Here is a 20,988-nt window from a genome sequence, read left to right as displayed (position 1 = left end):
AAAGGAGAAAGACCATGGCCAAGACGATCGTAGGAGTCGACATCGGCAGCACGAAGGTGCGCGCCGTCGAGGTGGCCGACGCCGACAAGGCGAGGCCCACCCTGCTGCGCTACCACGAACTCGATGTTCCTGAAGGAGCGGTCAGCCGTGGTGAAGTCCTGGAACCGAACACGGTAGGTACACTCCTCAAGCAGCTCTGGTCGGCCGGCGGATTCAAGAGCAAGCGCGTCGTGCTCGGGATGGGCAACCAGAGGGTCCTTGCACGCGATCTCAGCGTTCCCTCAGGGCCTCGCGACCGCATCCGTGAGTCCCTTCCGTTCGTGGTGCAGGACATGCTCCCGGTCCCCGTTCAGGACGCACTTCTCGACTTCTACCCGATCTCGGAGACGGTGACCGAGCATGGTGCGATGACGAATGGCCTTCTCATCGCAGCGGTCAAGGAGGCAGTCCTCGGCAATGTGCGGGCCACCCGGCTCGCCGGCCTGACCCCGGTGGATGTCGACCTCATCCCCTTCGCACTCGACCGCGTTCTGCTCAGCCGTCCGAAGGTTCCGGGGACGGTCGCCGTCGTCGACATCGGTGCCAACACGACAAGCGTGGTCGTCGCATCCAACGGGTTCCCCCAGTTCGTGCGCATCATCCCGACCGGCGGTGCCGAAATCACCACTGCGCTCGCGGCGCGCCTCGAGGTACCCATCGAGGAGGCCGAGCGGTACAAGCGCGCGTACGGGCTCGCCAGCACAGTCTCCAACGCGGAAGAGCAGAAGATCGTGTCGACGATTTATGAAGTGATCAGCGAACTTCTCGGCAGTCTTCGCAACACGATCACCTATTTCTCCAACACCAGGCCGAGCGATCCGGTGACGCAGATCATCGTGACCGGTGGCGGCGCCCAGCTTCCCGGCTTCGTCGACATCCTGAGCGAATACAGCCGGATCCCCGTGTCGCACGGCAACCCGTTCGCAGCGGTCGCACTGTCACGCGGACTGAACGCGGATGACCTGCGGGAGCGGCAGTCGTCGATAACAGTAGCCCTTGGGCTTGCGATCGGGAGCGCAGCAGCATGAGCACGACAACAGGACGCAGAGCGGGAACCAGCGACGAGAACAACGCTTCGAAGCGCCGGGGACTGTCGCTTCGAAAGGGCAGCAGGGCTGAGGATGGCGGTGTTGACGAGGCTCCATCGATCACTGCCGCTCACGCCGTCGTACTGATCGGTGCTGAGCCCCGGGTGGATCTCCTCCCGCCGGAGGTGCGAGCTAGCCGCAAACGAGACGCTTTAGCTCGGCAACTGGTCGTCTGGCTCGTCATCGTGATCGTCATCGTCGTTGCTGCGATCGCCGGCAGCGCGTTCTTCGCGTTGAAGTCGCAGGAAGCCTTGACGGCCGAACAGGCGAAGACCCAGTCCCTTCTGCTCCAGGAGCAGAAGTACAGCGTGGTGAACGAAGTCCAGAGCCAGATCCAGCTGACGCAAGCCGGCCAGCAGATCGGCGCATCCACCGAGATCGACTGGAACACCTTCCTCAATAAGGCAAAGGGCACCATCCCCGCCAATGTGACGCTGACCGCCGTCACCGTGGACTCGGCTTCGCCGTTGACGGCTTACCCGCAGTCGGCTGTCCCACTTCAGGCGTCACGAGTCGCGACCGTGACGCTGACTGTCACGAGCAAGTCCCTTCCCGATCTGCCGCTGTGGCTGAGCGCCCTCGCGACGCTACCCGGGGTTGCCGACACTGCGCCCGGTGGGATCACACTCGCGTCGGCCGGCGAGTACAACGCAACAGCCACGATCCATCTCAACGAGAGCGCGTTCGACGGTCGCTTCGACACACAGAAGGGCAAATAACGTGGACAAGAACCGACTTCTGATGATCGGTGCCGTGCTCGCGATCGCGATCGTCGGCGGACTCGGGTATGTTCTGGGTGTGCAGCCGCAGCTCGCCGCGGCGCAGGCGGCCGATCTGCAACGGTCGACGATCGCTGCGCAGAACGCGTCCACCCAAGACGCGATCACGAAGATGCGCGCCGATTACGGCAAGCTGAACGAGCTCAAGGCTCAACTGGCCACTTTGCAGACTTCGATCCCGTCGTCGCCTGCGCTCGACAAGCTCTTGAGCACGGTCTACCTTCTCGCCTCGTCGACCGGCGCCACCGTGACCGCGTTCACCCCGAGCGACGCCGTTGCGTACCTGCCACCGGCCGCACCCGCCCCGGCGCCTGCGGCGACAGGGAAAGCAGGTTCATCGCCGTCGCCGTCGGCCACGCCTGCGCCCTCCGCCGCGCCGGCTGCGCCGACGGCACCTCAGGCACCGACGCTGAAGTCGAACCCGCTCATCACCGCCCAGAACTTCGTCGCCATCCCGGTGAAGATCGGCATCCAGGCTCCGGACGCGGCGGCGCTCGCGTTCCTCGACAAGCTCCAGAACGGTCCGCGACTGTTCATGGTGACCAGCTTCAGCGGAGGTGGGGGAGGCGCCGCGACAGCGTCCGGAACTGCGTCCCTTCCGACCTATACGATCGGCGGCTACGTCTACGTTCTCGCGTCCCCGAAGGCCGGCACGGTCTCACCGGGCGCGGCTGGCGCGACGCCCACACCGACGTCGACACCCGCTCCGACCGCGACCCCCAAGCCGTAAACACACTTCTCGAGAGCGCCTGTCGCCTCCGGCCCATCCGGGTACCCCGTTGCTATGGTTGCACCAGAGTGACGGATGCCCGGGTGGGCTGATCGAGGAGTGACACCATGAGCAATACGACGCCTGAGTCACCGAACCCTGCTGAACCGACCGGCGAGACGGACACCGGGACGAACGGGACCGACGCCGACATCGCGAACCCGCCATCGCAACCTGTCTCGGCCCGCGGCCACGTGAACGCTCCGGAGACGGCGGGTTCCGCCGAGGAGGCGAATACCGCTGACGGCGCGGGAGCAGGGGAGCCGGTCGCGCCCGCGTCCGCTGGCATCGCATCCGAACCATCCGCCGCATCCGCACCATCCACCGCGGAATCTGCCGCTGCACCCGCACCGGTCACAGCCCCCGAGCCTGTGGCCGCAAGCGACGAAGAGGTCGCAGCCGCCGTCGCCCGCTCCAACACCGAGGCCGATGTCGCCGACGAGAAGGTCGCCGCGTACGACGAAGCCGCCGTCACCGGGGTGTACACGACGCGACCGGCCGCGGAGTCGACGAGGACCACCGAGCCCCCGGCCGTCGCCGGAGCAGCCGTCGCCGGAGCCGCTGTGGCGGGAGAAACCGCCCCGGCCGGATACGGCGCTGTGGCCACCCCGATCTACGTCACTGCGCCCGTGCCCCCCAAGAAGAAGAGCAACAGGGGCTTCGGCATCCTGATCGCCCTCCTGGGCACCGTCGTGTTCGCGGTCGTCTATGCCGCGGTCAACCTCGTCATCGCGGCGATCGGATTTCCGGCGGCACGGTACCTCGACGTTTTCGTGAAGTCGTTCATCGGTACCTGGGTATTCTGGATTCCCGTCATCTTCTTCTTCGTCGCGATGGTGGTGCTGATCCAGATTCTCAACCGCGCCGGTTGGTGGGCCTACATCATCGGCGGTTTCGTGGTGGCCGCAGTGACCTACTTCTCTTACGCCGGCGGCGTTCTCCTGCAGATTCAGGCGTGGAAACTGACGCCGGAGGTGGTCGGCCGCGGGCTGAATGTGCTCTGGCTCACGGCTCCCGCGATCTGGGCCGGCATCGTGGCCCGCGAGGTATCGATCTGGACCGGACTGTGGCTGGCTGTCCGCGGCCGCAAGCTCAAGGCGAAGAACATCGAAGCCCAGGCCGAGTACGACCGCGCCATCGCCGCCGGACCCCGCGCCACACAGAACGGGTACGCACCGGGAGCCTAGGCACCTGATGTCGGCGCACCATGCGTGAGGACCGGAACTACGCGACTGTCGTCGCCTTCTTCGCTGCCTTCCTCTACCTCGCCATCCTGGTTGCGGCGTTCGGCCTGATCAGCCTGTATTGGAACATCGAGGTCATCGACGTTCCCGACGCCGGGCCCCTTGTCGGGCCGGTGATGGTCGGATGCGCGACGATCGCCGTGCTCATCAGCCTGGTCGTCCGCGGCCGCAGCGTGCCGTCTGACGAACAGCGCATCGCCCCGCTGACAGCACTCCTCGTCGGCGTGATCGCCTACGTGGTCTTCGTGCTCAGCGGCGGCATCGCCTACGCGGTCGGCGGAAGCGAACCCCTCGGCTTCCTCACCTTCTCCTTCCACATGTTCGCGTCGTGGTTCTCGGTGGCCACCGGAATAGCGGGCGCCGTAGTCGCGTTCGTCTACCAGTTGGTGCTCGTCGGCCGCTTCCAGCAACGTGGAAGGCCGCGCTGGCCCTGGGAGCACGACGACAAAGAGTAGGCGACCCGGGGAATGCCGGGAGACACCTGTGCGTTGTGCTCAGAGGTGCCCGTCATTTGACCGGGACCCGCGCGCAAGCTAGTATTTTTCGGGTGTGTGCTTTGTCACGCGCTCGCGTGGTGCCCGAAAACTTCTGGTCCTGAAGCCGGAGAGCGGGAACCCCGAGCGGTTGGCTCGTGCTCATCCATGTTGGGCCACATCAGGCCCCCACGGCATATCAACCCCGAACCAGAATTCATTCTGCGCCGCCGGTTGGTGACCACAGAACCCCGACACGCCAGAACGTCGGCGTGAAGTCGTTCGAAGCAGTAAAGCAACAGCTGTCACCGTGCAGTTCATATACAAGGAGAACGTAGTGCCAACCATTCAGCAGTTGGTTCGGAAGGGCCGCAGCCCCAAGGTCACGAAGACCAAGGCTCCCGCCCTGAAGTCCAACCCCCAGCAGCGCGGCGTGTGCACGCGCGTCTACACGACGACCCCCAAGAAGCCGAACTCGGCTCTGCGCAAGGTGGCCCGTGTGAAGCTGTCCAACGGCACCGAGGTCACCGCCTACATCCCGGGCGAGGGCCACAACCTGCAGGAGCACTCGATGGTGCTCGTCCGCGGCGGTCGTGTTAAGGACCTCCCGGGTGTTCGTTACAAGATCGTCCGTGGCGCGCTCGACACCCAGGCCGTCAAGAACCGCAAGCAGGCTCGCAGCCGTTACGGCGCGAAGATGGAGAAGAAGTAATGCCTCGCAAGGGTCCAGCCCCGAAGCGTCCCGTTGTCGCCGACCCCGTCTACGGTGCACCGATCGTCAGCCAGCTCGTCAACAAGATCCTGCTCGACGGCAAGAAGGGCCTCGCTGAGCGCATCGTCTACGACGCGCTCGAAGGCGTTGCCGCCAAGAACGGTCAGGATGCCGTCGCCACGCTCAAGAAGGCGCTCGACAACGTGCGCCCCACCCTCGAGGTCCGCAGCCGCCGCGTCGGCGGCTCGACCTACCAGGTGCCGGTCGAGGTCAAGCCTCACCGCGCCAACACCCTCGCACTCCGCTGGCTGACCAGCTACGCCAAGGGCCGTCGCGAGAAGACGATGACCGAGCGCCTCACCAACGAGATCCTGGATGCGTCCAACGGTCTCGGTGCGGCCGTCAAGCGTCGTGAAGACACGCACAAGATGGCCGAGTCGAACAAGGCGTTCGCGCACTACCGCTGGTAACAGCCCGTACCGATCGGATGGTGCGGAGCAGTCGCTCCGCACCATCAGGTCGGCCATGTACCAACATCTATATTTCGGAGGAAACCTGTGGCACAGGACGTGCTCACCGACCTGAACAAGGTCCGCAACATCGGCATCATGGCGCACATCGATGCCGGCAAGACCACCACGACAGAGCGCATCCTGTTCTACACGGGTATCACCCACAAGATCGGTGAGGTCCACGACGGCGCTGCGACGATGGACTGGATGGCGCAGGAGCAGGAACGCGGCATCACGATCACGTCTGCTGCGACGACCTGCTTCTGGAACAAGAACCAGATCAACATCATCGACACCCCCGGACACGTCGACTTCACGGTCGAGGTTGAGCGTTCGCTCCGTGTCCTCGACGGTGCCGTCGCCGTCTTTGACGGCAAGGAGGGCGTCGAGCCCCAGTCCGAGACCGTCTGGCGCCAGGCCGACAAGTACGACGTTCCCCGCATCTGCTTCGTCAACAAGATGGACAAGCTGGGCGCCGACTTCTACTTCACCGTCGACACGATCGTCAACCGCCTCGGCGCGAAGCCGCTGGTCATCCAGCTCCCGATCGGCGCGGAGTCGTCGTTCGAGGGCGTCATCGACCTCGTCGAGATGCGTGCGCTCACGTGGCGCGGCGACTCGAAGGGTGATGTCGAGATGGGCGCCAAGTACGCGATCGAAGAGATCCCGGCCGACATGCTCGAAAAGGCTGAGGAGTACCGCCACAAGCTGCTCGAGACCGTTGCCGAGTCCGACGATGCGCTGCTCGAGAAGTACTTCTCGGGCGAGGAGCTCACAGTCGCCGAGATCAAGGGCGCCATCCGCAAGTTGACGGTCAACAGCGAGCTCTACCCGGTGCTCTGCGGTTCTGCGTTCAAGAACCGTGGCGTCCAGCCGATGCTCGACGCTGTGATCGACTACCTGCCGTCGCCACTCGACGTTCCCGCGATCGAGGCGCACGACGTTCGCGACGAAGAGAAGATCATCCTGCGTCACGCCGACGCCTCGGAGCCTTTCGCGGCTCTCGCGTTCAAGGTCGCAGTGCACCCGTTCTTCGGTCGCCTCACCTATGTTCGCGTCTACTCGGGTCACCTCGACTCCGGTGCCCAGGTCATCAACTCGACCAAGGGTAAGAAGGAACGCATCGGCAAGATCTTCCAGATGCACGCCAATAAGGAGAACCCGGTCGAGTCTGTGACCGCAGGCCACATCTATGCTGTGATCGGCCTCAAGGACACGACCACGGGAGACACGCTGTGCGACCCGAACAACCAGGTCGTCCTCGAGTCGATGACCTTCCCCGAGCCCGTCATCGAGGTCGCGATCGAGCCGAAGACGAAGGCCGACCAGGAGAAGCTGGGCGTCGCGATCCAGAAGCTTGCCGAAGAGGACCCGACGTTCCGCACCGAGCAGAACCAGGAGACCGGCCAGACGGTCATCAAGGGAATGGGCGAGCTTCACCTCGACATCCTCGTCGACCGCATGAAGCGCGAGTTCAACGTCGAGGCCAACGTCGGTAAGCCGCAGGTTGCTTACCGCGAGACGATCAAGCGAGCAGTCGAGAAGCACGACTACACGCACAAGAAGCAGACCGGTGGTTCCGGCCAGTTCGCGAAGATCCAGATCGCCATCGAGCCGCTCGAGATCACCCCGGAGACAAGCTACGAGTTCGTCAACAAGGTCACCGGTGGTCGGATCCCCAGGGAGTACATCCCTTCGGTCGACGCCGGAATCCAGGACGCACTGCAGGTCGGCGTGCTCGCCGGTTACCCGATGGTCGGCGTTCGGGCTTCACTGCTCGACGGCGCCGCGCACGACGTCGACTCTTCGGAGATGGCGTTCAAGATCGCTGGATCGATGGGCTTCAAAGAAGCCGCTCGCAAGGCGAACCCGGTTCTGCTCGAGCCGCTCATGTCCGTCGAGGTCCGCACCCCTGAGGAATACATGGGTGATGTCATCGGCGACCTGAACTCGCGTCGCGGTCAGATCCAGTCCATGGAGGATGCGAGCGGTGTCAAGGTGATCCGTGCTCACGTCCCGCTGTCGGAGATGTTCGGCTACATCGGTGACCTGAGGTCGAAGACCTCCGGTCGTGCGGTGTACTCGATGACGTTCGAGAGCTACGCAGAGGTCCCGAAGGCTGTCGCCGACGAGATCGTCCAGAAGAACAAAGGCGAGTAACACGCCGACCTGAGGTCCGGTGCGCGGGTTCGTCCCGCGTACCGAAATCTCAAACCAACCAAGTAACATAGGTAAACAATCCCGTAGCGCTGCCGGTCGAAAACCGTCGACCGGGGTTTCTACATGAGAGTCCTGAGGAGGACCCAGTGGCTAAGGCCAAGTTCGAGCGGACCAAGCCGCACGTCAACATCGGAACGATCGGTCACGTCGACCACGGCAAGACCACGCTCACCGCGGCGATCTCGAAGGTGCTTGCTGACAAGTACCCGTCGGCGACCAACGTGCAGCGCGACTTCGCGTCTATCGACTCCGCTCCCGAAGAGCGCCAGCGCGGTATCACGATCAACATCTCGCACGTCGAGTACGAGACCCCGAAGCGCCACTACGCGCACGTTGACGCCCCTGGGCACGCCGACTACATCAAGAACATGATCACCGGTGCCGCACAGATGGACGGCGCGATCCTCGTGGTCGCCGCTACCGACGGCCCGATGGCTCAGACCCGTGAGCACGTTCTGCTCGCCAAGCAGGTCGGCGTTCCCTACCTGCTCGTCGCGCTGAACAAGGCCGACATGGTCGACGACGAGGAGATCCTGGAGCTCGTCGAGCTCGAGGTCCGCGAGCTGCTCGCGAGCCAGAACTTCGATGGCGACAACGCCCCCGTCGTGCGCGTCTCGGGCCTCAAGGCTCTCGAGGGCGACGAGAAGTGGACCCAGAGCATCCTCGACCTCATGGAGGCCGTCGACAACTCCATCCCCGACCCGATCCGCGACAAGGACAAGCCGTTCCTGATGCCGATCGAGGACGTCTTCACGATCACCGGTCGTGGAACCGTCGTCACGGGCCGCGCCGAGCGTGGAACCCTCGCCATCAACTCCGAGGTCGAGATCGTCGGCATCCGCCCGACGCAGAAGACCACGGTCACGGGTATCGAGATGTTCCACAAGCAGCTCGACGAGGCATGGGCCGGCGAAAACTGTGGCCTGCTCCTTCGTGGCACCAAGCGCGAAGACGTCGAGCGCGGCCAGGTCGTCGTCAAGCCGGGTTCGGTTACGCCGCACACCGACTTCGAGGGCACCGCCTACATCCTCTCCAAGGATGAGGGTGGCCGTCACAACCCGTTCTACGCGAACTACCGCCCGCAGTTCTACTTCCGTACCACGGACGTCACCGGCGTCATCACGCTGCCTGAGGGCACCGAGATGGTCATGCCCGGCGACACCACGGACATGACTGTTGCGCTCATCCAGCCGATCGCTCTCGAAGAGGGCCTCGGCTTCGCGATCCGCGAGGGTGGCCGCACGGTCGGCGCCGGTACGGTGACGAAGATCGTCAAGTAAGTCCGCTTACTGATCAGGAGGGGTCGAGCCGAAAGGCTCGGCCCCTCTTCTTCATGTCCATATCCTTTGTGTCCGTTCCGGATGCAATGTCCGAACCTGTGACTTTCTCGTAGTCCTTTACCCTGCGCCTCGATGGTCGGACAATGTAGGGAACCGTCTCAACTGAACGGTGTCGCCGACGAGAGGAGTGCGTATGGGTATCGATCACCTCGCAAACCAGGCCAAGGACTTCACCAGCGAACACGCGGAGGGCATGAGCGGTACATCCCTCAGCCCCGCGTCAGGCGAACGAATTTAGGTCTCTCGGGCAACACGTTCGAAGGCCGTTCGCCGATGGCACCCGCGGTAGCGCGGTGAGCCCGTCGGCAACCAATCAAAATGCTCGCGGCCGCGCGAGGGGCCGCTGGAGCTGACGGGGCCGGGCGCTCTGCCCGGCCCCGTTCGCGTGCCCGGCTGCCGCAATCGGCGTCCCCGCCACTTCGGTACAAGCCCGCCACTTCGAACTGGCGGGCTTGTACCGAGGTGGCGGGCGCATTTCCGCCAACACCGGCGAGGGATCCACAGATCGCTCGTGGAGGGCAGCGGCGTGAATCGCGCGTGGGCACTATCGATGGATGAACGCCTCAGAATCCGCCGAAAGCGAGCCGTACTCCGACCTCATCCTCATGGCCGATCTGGCACCGATCGGAGCGACGCGGCACGACTTCGCGCCCGCGCTGTTCGTGCCGGGACGTCACACAGGGTCCGTCGCGGCGCCTACGTCACAGAAGAGATATGGATGGCCCTCAGTGCACGGGAGCAGCACCTGCGAACGCTGCACGCCGTCGCCAGGACACGCGTCCGCGCCCCGGTCTTCTCGCATTCGTCGGCTGCAGTGATCCACGGTCTGCCTCTCGTCCGCGACGACTCGTCCCTTGTACATGTGCTCGCTGCAGAGGGGCGCTCGGGCCGAACGCGCAACGGGGTGGTCGAGCACGAGCGCCCCTGGCGCGACCATGTCGTTCGCGCGGGTGCCCTGCTCGCCACGAGCGTCGCCAGAACGGTGGTGGACCTCGCCTCATCGCCGAACGCACTCGGGGCGATCGTGGCGGCCGACGCGGCACTGCAAGTCGGCCGATGTGGATCGACCGCGGCTCTCACGACCACGGAGGAGCTCTTCGCGGTCTGGGAGGAGCTCCTGCCATTTCGAGGGCACCTGCGGGCGAAGCGAGTTCTCGACTTCGCCGATGGCGGGGCTGAGAGCCCACTCGAATCGGCCAGCCGGGTTGCGATCGACCAGGCAGGTTTCGTGCGGCCGACGTTGCAGTGGGCGCTCTCCGACGCGGACGGGTTCGTCGGCGGTGTCGACTTCGCATGGCCCGACCTGGGAATCGTCGGCGAGGCGGACGGTGAGTCGAAGTATCTCGACGCGTCACTCCGTCGCGGTCGCAGCCCTGAGCGCGTCGTCGTGGACGAGAAGTATCGCGAGGGCCGCATCCGGGCGCTGGGCTACCGCGTCGTCCGATGGGGCTGGGGCGAGGCGACGAACTCTGCTCTCCTCCGGCGACGCCTCGCGGACGCAGGCCTGCCGACACGTTCGCCGTGATCCCGCCGCTCGGTACGCCCGCCAGCTCGGTGCGTGCCCGCCAGCTCGAGGTGGCGGGCACGCACCGAAGTGGCGGGGATGGTCGTCGAAGGCGACACGCCGGGCGCGACACGCCCGGGTTGCAAGCAGGGCGATACTGTGGCAAACTCGTCTAGTTCAACATTTCGCGACGAGTGTGCCAACGTGCGCTCCGAACGGATCACTGCCAGGCAGTGCATAACCCCTCGCAAGGTCGTTCATTCGATCGGCGGGAGAAGGTTAGGCCGCGGGCAGCAGGACAAAGCTTAATCGACCTCCAACGAATTCATGGGTCCTCCATGTCTTCGGTTCGGCTACACGCCCGAGCGCAGGGGTCGGGCTCCCGGAGAGACGCGAAACCGCAAGGTCACCGTCGCGCCGGGGGAATTGACAGAAGAACAGTGGTGCCGCAGCAGTAGTGCCCAGCGTTTTCGTACGCAACCGCGTCCAATGCGACCAGAAGGTCGTAAGACGCCTTGAAAGAGAGTGAGTCAGACATGGCGGGACAGAAGATCCGCATTCGACTTAAGTCGTATGACCACGAGGTCATCGACACGTCGGCGCGCAAGATCGTCGACACCGTGACCCGTGCGGGCGCGACCGTCGTCGGCCCGGTGCCGCTTCCGACCGAGAAGAACGTGGTGTGCGTCATCCGTTCGCCCCACAAGTACAAGGACAGCCGGGAGCACTTCGAAATGCGCACCCACAAGCGTCTGATCGACATCATCGACCCGACGCCCAAGGCCGTCGACTCGCTCATGCGTCTCGACCTGCCGGCAGACGTCAACATCGAGATCAAGCTCTGAGCTGGATAGGGACGAAGAAATCCATGTCTAACACTGAGACCAAGACCGTGAAGGGACTGCTGGGCAAGAAGCTCGGCATGACCCAGGTGTGGGACGAGAACAAGAAGCTCATCCCCGTCACCGTCATCGAGATCACGCCCAACGTCGTGACGCAGATCCGTACGCCCGAGGTCGACGGCTACAACGCCGTGCAGATCGCGTACGGCCAGATCGACCCCCGCAAGGTGAACAAGCCGGCCACCGGCCACTTCGACAAGGCAGGCGTTACGCCGCGTCGTCACCTCACCGAGGTCCGCACCGCCGATGCCGCTGACTTCAGCGCCGGCCAGGAGCTCACCGTCGACGGAACCTTCGAAGCCGGCCAGCTGGTCGATGTCGTCGGTACCTCGAAGGGCAAGGGCTTCGCCGGTGTCATGAAGCGTCACAACTTCAAGGGTGTCTCCTCTTCGCACGGTTCGCACCGCAACCACCGCAAGCCGGGTTCCATCGGCGCCTCCTCGACCCCGAGCCGTGTCTTCAAGGGCATGCGCATGGCTGGTCGCATGGGTGGCGAGCGCGTTACCGTCCTGAACCTCAAGGTCCAGGCCGTCGACGCCGAGAAGGGCCTGCTGCTGGTCAAGGGCGCCGTTCCCGGCGCACGCGGCCGCATCGTATTCGTTCGCAACGCAGTGAAGGGGGCCTAGTCCTATGGCTACCTCGATTGACGTCGTCGACGTGAAGGGTAAGAAGGCAGGCTCCGTCGAGCTGCCCGCCGACCTGTTCGACGTCCAGACCAACATCCCGCTGATCCACCAGGTCGTCGTCGCCCAGCTCGCAGCAGCGCGCCAGGGCACGCACAAGACCAAGGGTCGTGGCGAGGTTTCCGGCGCAGGCCGCAAGCCGTTCAAGCAGAAGGGAACCGGTCGCGCTCGTCAGGGCTCGATCCGCGCGCCCCAGATGACCGGTGGTGGCATCGTCCACGGACCGACCCCGCGCGACTACGCTCAGCGCACCCCCAAGAAGATGATCGCCGCGGCCCTCCGTGGAGCGCTCTCCGACCGTGCTCGCGGTGCCCGCCTGCACGTCGTCGAGTCGCTCGCCCTGGGCGAGGCGCCGTCGACCAAGGCCGTCGTCGAGCTGCTCTCGGGCATCGCTTCGTCGAAGCACGTCCTGGTCGTCCTGGAGCGCAACGACGAGGTCAGCCTCAAGAGCGTCCGCAACATCCCGACCGTCCACGTTCTGCCCTACGACCAGCTGAACGCCTATGACGTGCTCGTCTCAGACGACATCGTCTTCACCAAGGGTGCTTTCGAATCGTTCGTCGCTGCGAAGCAGGCGACGAAGCAGGAAAGCGCAGCCGTCGCATCCAACGAGAATGAGGAGGTCAGCGCATGACCGCTATCAACAAGGACCCGCGCGACATCATCATCGCCCCGGTCGTCTCCGAGAAGAGCTACGGCCTGATCGACGAAGGCAAATACACCTTCATCGTCGACCCCCGCTCGAACAAGACCGAGATCAAGCTCGCCATCGAGAAGATCTTCAAGGTCGAGGTCGCTTCGATCAACACCCTGAACCGTCAGGGCAAGACGCGTCGCACCAAGTTCGGACTCGGCAAGCGCAAGGACACGAAGCGTGCGATCGTCACGCTGAAGTCCGGTTCCATCGACATCTTCACGGCAGTTGGCTAAGGCCGGGATCTAGAGGAAAACACAGACATGGCTATTCGTAAGTACAAGCCCACGACCCCTGGTCGTCGTGGATCGAGCGTCGCGGACTTCGCGGAGATCACGCGCTCGACCCCCGAGAAGTCGCTGCTCCGTCCGCTCTCCAAGACCGGCGGTCGCAACAACCAGGGTCGCATCACGACCCGTCACATCGGTGGTGGCCACAAGCGCCAGTACCGTGTGATCGACTTCCGTCGCAACGACAAAGACGGCGTCAACGCCAAGGTCGCCCACATCGAGTACGACCCCAACCGCACGGCGCGCATCGCGCTCCTGCACTACGTCGACGGCACGAAGCGCTACATCCTGGCGCCGAACAAGCTGTCGCAGGGTGACATCGTCGAGTCGGGTGCCGGCGCGGACATCAAGCCGGGCAACAACCTGCCCCTGCGCAACATCCCGACCGGTACTGTCATCCACGCGATCGAGCTGAAGCCGGGCGGTGGCGCCAAGATGGCCCGTTCCGCCGGCGTTTCGGTCCGACTCGTCGCCAAGGACGGCCCCTACGCCCAGCTGCGTCTCCCCTCGGGCGAGATCCGCAACGTCGACGCGCGCTGCCGCGCGACCGTCGGCGAGGTCGGCAACGCCGAGCAGTCGAACATCAACTGGGGCAAGGCCGGCCGCATGCGCTGGAAGGGCGTCCGCCCGACCGTGCGTGGTGTCGCAATGAACCCGATCGACCACCCTCACGGTGGTGGTGAGGGCAAGACCTCCGGTGGACGTCACCCGGTCAGCCCGTGGGGCCAGAAAGAAGGCCGCACGCGTCATCCCAACAAGGAAAGCGACAAGCTCATCGTTCGTCGCCGTACCGCCGGCAAGAAGCGTAAGTAGGAGTTGTAGAAGATGCCACGCAGTCTCAAGAAGGGCCCCTTCGTTGACGACCACCTGCTCCGCAAGGTTGTCACGGCGAACGAAGCCAACAGCAAGAACGTGATCAAGACCTGGTCGCGCCGCTCGATGATCATCCCGGCCATGCTGGGTCACACCATCGCGGTGCACGACGGTCGCAAGCACATCCCGGTGTTCGTCACCGAGACCATGGTCGGGCACAAGCTCGGCGAGTTTGCACCCACCCGCACCTTCCGTGGACACGTGAAGGACGACAAGAAGGGTCGCCGCCGCTAAGCGGGGGCGTAAGGAGGAGAGAAATGGTGGAGTCGATCGCACGCGTGCGTCACATCCGCGTGACCCCCCAGAAAGCTCGTCGCGTCGTCAACCTGATCCGCGGCAAGCAGGCACAGGAGGCCCTGGCCATCCTGAAGTTCGCACCCCAGGGTGCGAGCGAGCCCGTGTACAAGCTCGTCGCCTCGGCGATCGCCAACGCGCGGGTCAAGGCCGATGCTTCGAACACCTACCTGGATGAGCAGGACCTGTACGTGAGCCGCGCATTCGTGGATGAGGGCACCACCCTCAAGCGTTTCCAGCCGCGTGCGCAGGGCCGGGCCTTCCGTATCAACAAGCGCACCAGCCACATCACGGTCGTCCTCGCGACGCCGGACGAGGTTGAAGCCGCCAAGCCGGCCAAGACCGCCAGCACAGCGAAGAAGGCGAGCAAGTAATGGGTCAGAAAGTCAATCCATACGGCTTCCGTCTGGGAATCACCACGGACCACGTGTCCCGCTGGTTCTCGGACAGCACCAAGCCGGGTCAGCGTTACAGCGACTTCGTCGCCGAGGACGTCAAGATCCGCCGGTTGCTGCAGACGTCGCTCGACCGCGCGGGTGTCTCGCGCATCGAGATCGAGCGCACCCGTGACCGCGTCCGCGTCGACATCCACACCGCCCGTCCGGGCATCGTGATCGGTCGTCGTGGCGCCGAGGCCGAGCGCATCCGTGCCGACCTCGAGAAGCTCACGAAGAAGCAGATCCAGCTGAACATCCTCGAGGTGAAGAACCCCGAGGCCGACGCTCAGCTCGTCGCGCAGGGCATCGCAGAGCAGCTCTCCGCACGTGTGGCCTTCCGCCGCGCGATGCGCAAGGGCCTCCAGGGTGCACAGCGCGCCGGCGCCAAGGGTGTCCGCATCCAGGTCTCCGGCCGCCTCGGCGGCGCCGAGATGAGCCGCTCCGAGTTCTACCGTGAGGGCCGTGTGCCGCTGCACACGCTCCGCGCGAACATCGACTACGGCTTCTACGAGGCGAAGACCACCTTCGGCCGTATCGGCGTGAAGGTGTGGATCTACAAGGGCGACATCACGAACAAGGAACTCGCTCGCGAGCAGGCCAACACCAAGTCGGTCCGCCCCGAGCGGAACAGCGACCGTCCGCGTCGCGGTGCGCGTACCAACGCGCCCGAGGCCGCGCCCGTCGCAGCAGGAGTTGAGGCATAAACCATGTTGATCCCACGCAGAGTCAAGCACCGTAAGCAGCACCACCCCGGCCGTAGCGGCCAGGCGACCGGTGGCACGAAGGTCTCCTTCGGCGAGTACGGCATCCAGGCCCTTACACCCGCGTACGTGACCAACCGTCAGATCGAGTCCGCTCGTATCGCCATGACGCGTCACATCAAGCGTGGTGGAAAGGTGTGGATCAACATCTACCCCGACCGTCCGCTCACGAAGAAGCCGGCCGAAACCCGCATGGGTTCCGGTAAGGGTTCGCCGGAGTGGTGGGTCGCGAACGTCAAGCCGGGTCGCGTGCTCTTCGAGCTGAGCGGTGTCAGCGACACCATCGCTCGCGAGGCGCTCACCCGTGCAATCCACAAGCTGCCCCTCAAGGCACGCATCATCAAGCGCGAGGAGGGCGACGCATAATGGCGATCGGATCCAAGGAGCTCGCATCCACCGAGCTCGACACCTTTGAAGACGAGCGACTCGTCGACGAGCTGAAGAAGGCCAAGGAAGAGCTGTTCAACCTGCGCTTCCAGTCGGCCACCGGCCAGCTCGAGAGCCACGGCCGCCTTCGTGCCGTCAAGCGCGACATCGCTCGTATCTACACGGTCATTCGTGAGCGTGAGCTCGGCATCCGTGCAACCCCGGCCCCGGTCGAGGTTGTCGCGAAGGCCGACAAGAAGACCAAGGCCAAGAAGGAAGCCGCTCCGGCGGCTGCCGAGGCCGCTGAAACCGAGGAGGCCAACTAATGGCACAGACCACCAAGGCCACGGCCGACGAGACGGTGGCCGCCGAGGCCCTCGTCCGCGGTTACCGCAAGGCCCGTCGCGGTTACGTCGTCAGCGACAAGATGGACAAGACCATCGTCGTCGAGGTCGAAGACCGCGTGAAGCACCCGCTGTACGGCAAGGTCATCCGCCGCACCTCGAAGGTGAAGGCACACGATGAGGCGAACACCGCCGGCATCGGCGACCTGGTCCTGATCAGCGAGACCCGTCCCCTGAGCGCCTCGAAGCGTTGGCGCCTGGTTGAGATTTTGGAGAAGGCCAAGTGATTCAGCAGGAATCCCGGCTCAAGGTCGCCGACAACACGGGCGCCAAGGAGCTGCTGACCATCCGCGTGCTGGGTGGTTCGGGTCGTCGTTACGCCGGCCTCGGCGACGTCATCGTCGCCACGGTCAAGGACGCGATTCCCGGCGGCAACGTCAAGAAGGGCGACGTCGTCAAGGCTGTCATCGTGCGCGTGGTCAAGCAGACCCGTCGCGCCGACGGCTCGTACATCAAGTTCGATGAGAACGCTGCAGTGATCCTGAAGAACGACGGTGACCCCCGCGGTACCCGTATCTTCGGACCGGTCGGTCGCGAGCTTCGCGACAAGAAGTTCATGAAGATCATCTCGCTGGCACCGGAGGTTATCTAAGTCATGGCGAAGAACATCAAGAAGGGCGACCTGGTCGAGGTCATCTCCGGCGCGAGCCAGGCTCGTGGAGGCGACAAAGGCAAGCAGGGCCGCGTCATCGAGGTGCAGGTCGAGAAGGACCGCGTCATCGTCGAGGGCGTCAACTTCGTCACCAAGCACGTTCGCGTCGGACAGACGCAGCGTGGCACGAAGACCGGCGGCATCGAGACGCACGAGGCTCCGATCCACGTCTCCAACGTGGCTCTCGTCGACCCCGAGACCAAGAAGGCGACCCGTGTCGGCTTCCGCAGCGAAACCGTGACGAAAGACGGCGTCTCCAAGACGGTCCGTGTTCGTTACTCCAAGAAGTCAGGTAAGGACCTGTAATGAGCGACACCACAGCGGTGGCTGGCAAAATCCAGCCGCGTCTCAAAGAGAAGTACAAGAACGAGATCTCTGCGACGCTGAGCAAGGACCTCGGCTTCACCAACCCGCACCAGGTGCCGGGTCTCGTGAAGATCGTCGTCAACATGGGCGTCGGTGAGGCGGCACGCGATGGCAAGATCATCGACGGTGCTGTTGCCGACCTGACCAAGATCACCGGTCAGAAGCCGCAGGTCACCAAGGCACGCAAGTCCATCGCGCAGTTCAAGCTGCGTGAGGGCCAGCCCATCGGCGCACACGTCACGCTTCGTGGCGACCGCATGTGGGAGTTCCTCGACCGCCTGCTCTCGCTCGCACTTCCCCGCATCCGCGACTTCCGTGGCCTCTCGGACAAGCAGTTCGACGGCACCGGCAACTACACGTTCGGTCTCACGGAGCAGTCGATGTTCCACGAGATCGACCAGGACAAGATCGACCGCGTCCGCGGCATGGACATCACTGTGGTGACCACGGCCAAGAACGACGACGAAGGCCGCGCGCTGCTCAAGCAGCTCGGCTTCCCGTTCCGTTCCAACGAGACGTCGAACTAGCTCCACCCGATGGTCCCTCCGCTCTGGAGGAACCGCGACCACCACAGGTCGTCAGTCGTGTAACGGCTGAACGAAACCTGGTGAACTAAAGGAAACATCGAAATGACAATGACAGATCCGGTCGCAGACATGCTGACCAGACTGCGCAACGCGAACTCGGCGCACCACGACACCGTGTCGATGCCGCACTCGAAGCTCAAGGCGCACATCGCCGACATTCTCAAGGCCGAGGGCTACATCTCCAGCTGGGAAGTAACGGATGCGCGTGTCGGCCAGACGCTGACGCTCAGCCTCAAGTTCGGTCCGAACCGTGAGCGTTCCATCGCCGGCATCAAGCGCGTCTCGAAGCCCGGTCTTCGCGTCTACGCGAAGTCCACGGAGATCCCCAAGGTTCTCGGAGGGCTCGGCGTCGCTATCCTGTCCACCTCCTCCGGTCTTCTGACTGACCGCCAGGCCGAGAAGAAGGGCGTGGGTGGGGAAGTCCTCGCCTACGTGTGGTAGTTCGACATGTCGCGTATTGGAAGACTGCCCATCGACATCCCTACCGGGGTCGATGTGAAGATCGACGGCCAGGCCGTCACCGTCAAGGGTCCGAAGGGTGAGCTCTCGCTCACCGTCGCCAACCCCATCGAAGTCAAGCTGGAAGAGGGCCAGGTGCTGGTCACCCGTCCCGACGACGAGCGCAGCTCGCGTTCGCTCCACGGACTGACCCGCACCCTGATCAACAACCAGATCATCGGCGTCACCCAGGGTTACTCCAAGGGACTCGAGATCGTCGGTACCGGCTACCGTGTCGCGCAGAAGGGCAGCGCAGTGGAGTTCGCGCTCGGCTTCTCGCACCCGGTCACCGTCGAACCGCCGACGGGCATCAGCCTGACGGTCGAGGGCAACAACAAGCTCACGGTCAGCGGCATCGACAAGCAGGCCGTCGGCGAGGTCGCCGCCAACATCCGCAAGATTCGCAAGCCTGAGCCCTACAAGGGCAAGGGTGTGCGGTACGCCGGCGAGGTTGTCCGCCGCAAGGCCGGAAAGGCTGGTAAGTAACCATGGCTCTCGGAACCAGAGGAAAGAGCAAGTCCGCAGCGCGTGACCGCCGCCACACCCGTCTTCGCAAGAAGATCGAGGGAACCGCGGTCCGTCCGCGCCTGGTGGTCACCCGTTCCGCCCGTCACGTCTTCGTGCAGGTCGTCGACGACAGCAAGGGTCACACCCTCGCGTCGGCTTCGACCCTCGAGGCTGACCTGCGCACCTTCGACGGTGACAAGACCGCCAAGGCCCGCAAGGTCGGCGAACTCGTCGCAGAGCGTGCCAAGACCGCCGGTGTCGAAGCCGTCGTATTCGACCGTGGTGGCAGCAAGTACGCAGGACGCGTCGCAGCTGTCGCCGAGGGAGCTCGAGAGGGTGGATTGAACCTGTGAGCACAGTGCCAGAAAACAACAAGGAGCAGACCGTGGCCGCAGAGGCGCCGGTGGAAACCGCCGCATCCACGAACTCCACCCAGAACGAGCCTCGCGAGGCGCGTCGTGGTGGTCGTGAGCGCAACCCCAACCGTGATCGCGGCAGCCGCGACTCCGAGAAGAGCCAGTTCCTCGAGCGCGTTGTGACGATCAACCGTGTCTCGAAGGTCGTCAAGGGCGGACGTCGCTTCAGCTTCACCGCGCTCGTCGTCGTCGGCGACGGCAACGGACTGGTCGGCGTCGGCTACGGCAAGGCCCGCGAGGTCCCGCTCGCGATCTCCAAGGGTGTCGAGGAGGCGAAGAAGAACTTCTTCCGCGTCCCCCGCGTCGGCAACACCATCCCGCATCCCGTGCAGGGCGAGGCCGCTGCAGGCGTCGTCATGCTGCGCCCGGCATCTGCCGGTACCGGTGTTATCGCCGGTGGCCCGGTTCGCGCCGTTCTCGAATGCGCCGGCATCCACGATGTGCTCAGCAAGTCGCTCGGTTCGTCGAACACGATCAACATCGTGCACGCGACCGTCGCTGCGCTGCAGCAGCTCGAGGAGCCGCGCGCCGTCGCCGCCCGTCGTGGGCTCGACTACGACCAGGTGGCCCCGGCTCGCCTGCTTCGCACCGAGGCAGCGCTCGCTGAGGCCGCTGCAACCGCCAAGGCAGGTGCATGATGGCCGCGCGTCTGAAAGTTACCCAGATCAAGTCCAAAGTAAGTGAAAAGCAGAACCAGCGCGACACGCTTCGCAGCCTGGGTCTGAAGCGCATCGGTGATGTCGTCGTTCGTGAGGACACCCCGCAGAACCGCGGGTACGTCAACACCGTCGCTCACCTGGTGAAGGTCGAGGAGATTGACTAATGGCTGACGAGAAGGAAGCAACCACGGCCCCCAAGGCCGCCAAGGCTGCTGACAAGCCCGCCGCTGAGAAGAAGGCCGCCGCCCCCAAGGCTGCAGCCTCGAAGGCGCCTGCCAAGGCTGCCTCGACCAAGGCTGAGAAGCCGGCCGCCGAGAAGAAGGCGCCCGCGAAGGCTTCGTCGTCGAAGGCTGCTGCAGCCTCCGACGACACCGCCGCCGCGAAGGCCGAGAAGCCTGCCGCCAAGGCTGCGCAGACGGAGAACCGCGAGCACGTGCTCAAGGTCCACCACCTGCGTCCCGCTGCCGGTTCCAAGAAGGACAAGACCCGCGTCGGACGCGGTGAGGGTTCGAAGGGTAAGACCGCAGGCCGCGGTACCAAGGGTACGAAGGCTCGCTACCAGGTTCGCCCCGGCTTCCAGGGTGGCCAGCTGCCGTTCCACATGCGGGCTCCGAAGCTTCGCGGCTTCAAGAACCCGTTCCGCGTCGAGTACCAGGTTGTGAACCTCGAGAAGCTCGCCGAGCTCTACCCGTCGGGCGGCGATGTCACCATCATCGACCTCGTGGCCAAGGGCGCCGTTCGCAAGAACGAGAAGGTCAAGGTTCTCGGCAATGGCGACATTGCGGTTAAGCTGAACGTTGCGGTCGACAAGGTCTCCGGCTCCGCCGAGCAGAAGATCGTCGCCGCTGGTGGCTCTGTCAAGTAGGCACCCGGGGAGACCGGACCACAGTGTTCCGGTCGACCCCGTAAAGTAGTGCAG

At 64.5% G+C, this 20,988-nt stretch carries 30 protein-coding genes; all 30 read left to right on the top strand.

Features of this window, described 5'->3' with window-relative positions; genetic code table 11:
* Nucleotides 1-14: 14 nt before the first annotated feature.
* The 30 genes from pilM (at nucleotide 15) to rplO (ending at nucleotide 20,934) form a co-directional block, all read left to right on the top strand.
* Nucleotides 15-1,067, top strand: a complete 1,053-nt coding sequence (gene pilM / locus ACPPVQ_RS16735; protein ID WP_426516257.1) for a type IV pilus assembly protein PilM — start codon at nucleotides 15-17, stop codon at nucleotides 1,065-1,067.
* The gene (locus ACPPVQ_RS16730; protein WP_426516256.1) at nucleotides 1,064-1,846 is read left to right on the top strand and encodes a hypothetical protein; all 783 of its coding nucleotides are present in this window, start codon (nucleotides 1,064-1,066) and stop codon (nucleotides 1,844-1,846) included. Before pilM ends, ACPPVQ_RS16730 begins: the two co-directional genes overlap by 4 nt.
* 1 nt (nucleotide 1,847) lies before the next feature.
* Nucleotides 1,848-2,636: a hypothetical protein gene (locus ACPPVQ_RS16725; protein ID WP_426516255.1), complete on the top strand. Its 789-nt coding sequence runs from the start codon at nucleotides 1,848-1,850 to the stop codon at nucleotides 2,634-2,636.
* Nucleotides 2,637-2,743: 107 nt separating this feature from the next.
* A complete protein-coding gene (locus tag ACPPVQ_RS16720) occupies nucleotides 2,744-3,862 on the top strand; it encodes a hypothetical protein (protein WP_426516254.1) in 1,119 nt (372 codons plus the stop codon).
* Nucleotides 3,863-3,882: 20 nt separating this feature from the next.
* Nucleotides 3,883-4,374, top strand: coding sequence for a DUF6121 family protein (locus ACPPVQ_RS16715; protein WP_426516253.1), 492 nt, complete (start codon nucleotides 3,883-3,885; stop codon nucleotides 4,372-4,374).
* A 355-nt stretch (nucleotides 4,375-4,729) separates the two neighbouring features.
* Nucleotides 4,730-5,104 (top strand): 30S ribosomal protein S12, encoded by a 375-nt coding sequence (gene rpsL / locus ACPPVQ_RS16710; protein ID WP_055811472.1) that lies wholly within the window; start codon nucleotides 4,730-4,732, stop codon nucleotides 5,102-5,104.
* A complete protein-coding gene (gene rpsG, locus ACPPVQ_RS16705) occupies nucleotides 5,104-5,574 on the top strand; it encodes a 30S ribosomal protein S7 (protein ID WP_163287610.1) in 471 nt (156 codons plus the stop codon). The genes rpsL and rpsG overlap by 1 nt, the downstream gene beginning before the upstream one ends.
* Before the next feature lie 87 nt (nucleotides 5,575-5,661).
* A complete protein-coding gene (fusA, locus tag ACPPVQ_RS16700; RefSeq protein ID WP_426516252.1) occupies nucleotides 5,662-7,776 on the top strand; it encodes an elongation factor G in 2,115 nt (704 codons plus the stop codon).
* 146 nt (nucleotides 7,777-7,922) lie between these two features.
* Nucleotides 7,923-9,116, top strand: coding sequence for an elongation factor Tu (gene tuf / locus ACPPVQ_RS16695; RefSeq protein WP_426516251.1), 1,194 nt, complete (start codon nucleotides 7,923-7,925; stop codon nucleotides 9,114-9,116).
* Nucleotides 9,117-9,894: 778 nt separating this feature from the next.
* On the top strand, nucleotides 9,895-10,701 hold the full coding sequence (locus ACPPVQ_RS16690) for a hypothetical protein (RefSeq protein WP_426516250.1): 807 nt from the start codon (nucleotides 9,895-9,897) through the stop codon (nucleotides 10,699-10,701).
* Between the two features lie 515 nt (nucleotides 10,702-11,216).
* Nucleotides 11,217-11,525, top strand: coding sequence for a 30S ribosomal protein S10 (gene rpsJ, locus ACPPVQ_RS16685; protein ID WP_005050520.1), 309 nt, complete (start codon nucleotides 11,217-11,219; stop codon nucleotides 11,523-11,525).
* 23 nt (nucleotides 11,526-11,548) lie between these two features.
* A complete protein-coding gene (gene rplC / locus ACPPVQ_RS16680; protein WP_426516249.1) occupies nucleotides 11,549-12,208 on the top strand; it encodes a 50S ribosomal protein L3 in 660 nt (219 codons plus the stop codon).
* A 4-nt stretch (nucleotides 12,209-12,212) separates the two neighbouring features.
* The gene (gene rplD / locus ACPPVQ_RS16675) at nucleotides 12,213-12,899 is read left to right on the top strand and encodes a 50S ribosomal protein L4 (RefSeq protein WP_426516248.1); all 687 of its coding nucleotides are present in this window, start codon (nucleotides 12,213-12,215) and stop codon (nucleotides 12,897-12,899) included.
* A complete protein-coding gene (gene rplW / locus ACPPVQ_RS16670) occupies nucleotides 12,896-13,195 on the top strand; it encodes a 50S ribosomal protein L23 (RefSeq protein ID WP_426516247.1) in 300 nt (99 codons plus the stop codon). The genes rplD and rplW overlap by 4 nt, the downstream gene beginning before the upstream one ends.
* 27 nt (nucleotides 13,196-13,222) lie before the next feature.
* Entirely contained in the window at nucleotides 13,223-14,062 is an 840-nt protein-coding gene (rplB, locus tag ACPPVQ_RS16665) for a 50S ribosomal protein L2 (protein ID WP_345761924.1), read from the top strand.
* Between the two features lie 12 nt (nucleotides 14,063-14,074).
* Entirely contained in the window at nucleotides 14,075-14,356 is a 282-nt protein-coding gene (gene rpsS / locus ACPPVQ_RS16660) for a 30S ribosomal protein S19 (protein ID WP_166877044.1), read from the top strand.
* Between the two features lie 23 nt (nucleotides 14,357-14,379).
* Nucleotides 14,380-14,790, top strand: coding sequence for a 50S ribosomal protein L22 (rplV, locus tag ACPPVQ_RS16655; RefSeq protein WP_345761923.1), 411 nt, complete (start codon nucleotides 14,380-14,382; stop codon nucleotides 14,788-14,790).
* Nucleotides 14,790-15,557, top strand: a complete 768-nt coding sequence (gene rpsC / locus ACPPVQ_RS16650) for a 30S ribosomal protein S3 (RefSeq protein ID WP_163287600.1) — start codon at nucleotides 14,790-14,792, stop codon at nucleotides 15,555-15,557. The genes rplV and rpsC overlap by 1 nt, the downstream gene beginning before the upstream one ends.
* Nucleotides 15,558-15,560: 3 nt before the next feature.
* Complete coding sequence (gene rplP, locus ACPPVQ_RS16645) at nucleotides 15,561-15,980, top strand: 50S ribosomal protein L16 (protein ID WP_426516246.1); 420 nt, start codon at nucleotides 15,561-15,563, stop codon at nucleotides 15,978-15,980.
* Entirely contained in the window at nucleotides 15,980-16,306 is a 327-nt protein-coding gene (rpmC, locus tag ACPPVQ_RS16640) for a 50S ribosomal protein L29 (RefSeq protein ID WP_426516245.1), read from the top strand. Before rplP ends, rpmC begins: the two co-directional genes overlap by 1 nt.
* Nucleotides 16,306-16,611 carry a 30S ribosomal protein S17 gene (gene rpsQ, locus ACPPVQ_RS16635; protein WP_426516244.1) on the top strand — a complete coding sequence of 102 codons (306 nt, stop codon included), beginning with the start codon at nucleotides 16,306-16,308 and terminating at the stop codon, nucleotides 16,609-16,611. Before rpmC ends, rpsQ begins: the two co-directional genes overlap by 1 nt.
* Nucleotides 16,608-16,976, top strand: coding sequence for a 50S ribosomal protein L14 (gene rplN / locus ACPPVQ_RS16630; RefSeq protein WP_163287596.1), 369 nt, complete (start codon nucleotides 16,608-16,610; stop codon nucleotides 16,974-16,976). Before rpsQ ends, rplN begins: the two co-directional genes overlap by 4 nt.
* A 3-nt stretch (nucleotides 16,977-16,979) precedes the next feature.
* On the top strand, nucleotides 16,980-17,342 hold the full coding sequence (rplX, locus tag ACPPVQ_RS16625) for a 50S ribosomal protein L24 (protein ID WP_426516243.1): 363 nt from the start codon (nucleotides 16,980-16,982) through the stop codon (nucleotides 17,340-17,342).
* A complete protein-coding gene (rplE, locus tag ACPPVQ_RS16620) occupies nucleotides 17,342-17,929 on the top strand; it encodes a 50S ribosomal protein L5 (protein WP_426516242.1) in 588 nt (195 codons plus the stop codon). The genes rplX and rplE overlap by 1 nt, the downstream gene beginning before the upstream one ends.
* A gap of 102 nt (nucleotides 17,930-18,031) precedes the next feature.
* Complete coding sequence (gene rpsH / locus ACPPVQ_RS16615; protein WP_426516241.1) at nucleotides 18,032-18,430, top strand: 30S ribosomal protein S8; 399 nt, start codon at nucleotides 18,032-18,034, stop codon at nucleotides 18,428-18,430.
* A gap of 6 nt (nucleotides 18,431-18,436) precedes the next feature.
* Nucleotides 18,437-18,973, top strand: a complete 537-nt coding sequence (rplF, locus tag ACPPVQ_RS16610; RefSeq protein WP_426516240.1) for a 50S ribosomal protein L6 — start codon at nucleotides 18,437-18,439, stop codon at nucleotides 18,971-18,973.
* Nucleotides 18,974-18,975: 2 nt separating this feature from the next.
* Entirely contained in the window at nucleotides 18,976-19,347 is a 372-nt protein-coding gene (gene rplR, locus ACPPVQ_RS16605) for a 50S ribosomal protein L18 (protein WP_426516239.1), read from the top strand.
* A complete protein-coding gene (gene rpsE, locus ACPPVQ_RS16600) occupies nucleotides 19,344-20,048 on the top strand; it encodes a 30S ribosomal protein S5 (protein ID WP_426516238.1) in 705 nt (234 codons plus the stop codon). The genes rplR and rpsE overlap by 4 nt, the downstream gene beginning before the upstream one ends.
* Complete coding sequence (gene rpmD, locus ACPPVQ_RS16595) at nucleotides 20,048-20,233, top strand: 50S ribosomal protein L30 (protein WP_163289005.1); 186 nt, start codon at nucleotides 20,048-20,050, stop codon at nucleotides 20,231-20,233. The genes rpsE and rpmD overlap by 1 nt, the downstream gene beginning before the upstream one ends.
* Complete coding sequence (gene rplO, locus ACPPVQ_RS16590) at nucleotides 20,233-20,934, top strand: 50S ribosomal protein L15 (RefSeq protein ID WP_426516237.1); 702 nt, start codon at nucleotides 20,233-20,235, stop codon at nucleotides 20,932-20,934. The genes rpmD and rplO overlap by 1 nt, the downstream gene beginning before the upstream one ends.
* Nucleotides 20,935-20,988: the final 54 nt, after the last annotated feature.

Origin of the sequence: Leifsonia sp. McL0618, from assembly GCF_049994905.1 — a bacterium.
In the GTDB taxonomy this organism is placed as follows: Bacteria; Actinomycetota; Actinomycetes; order Actinomycetales; family Microbacteriaceae; genus Diaminobutyricibacter.
This window is presented reverse-complemented; position numbering and strand designations above follow the sequence as displayed.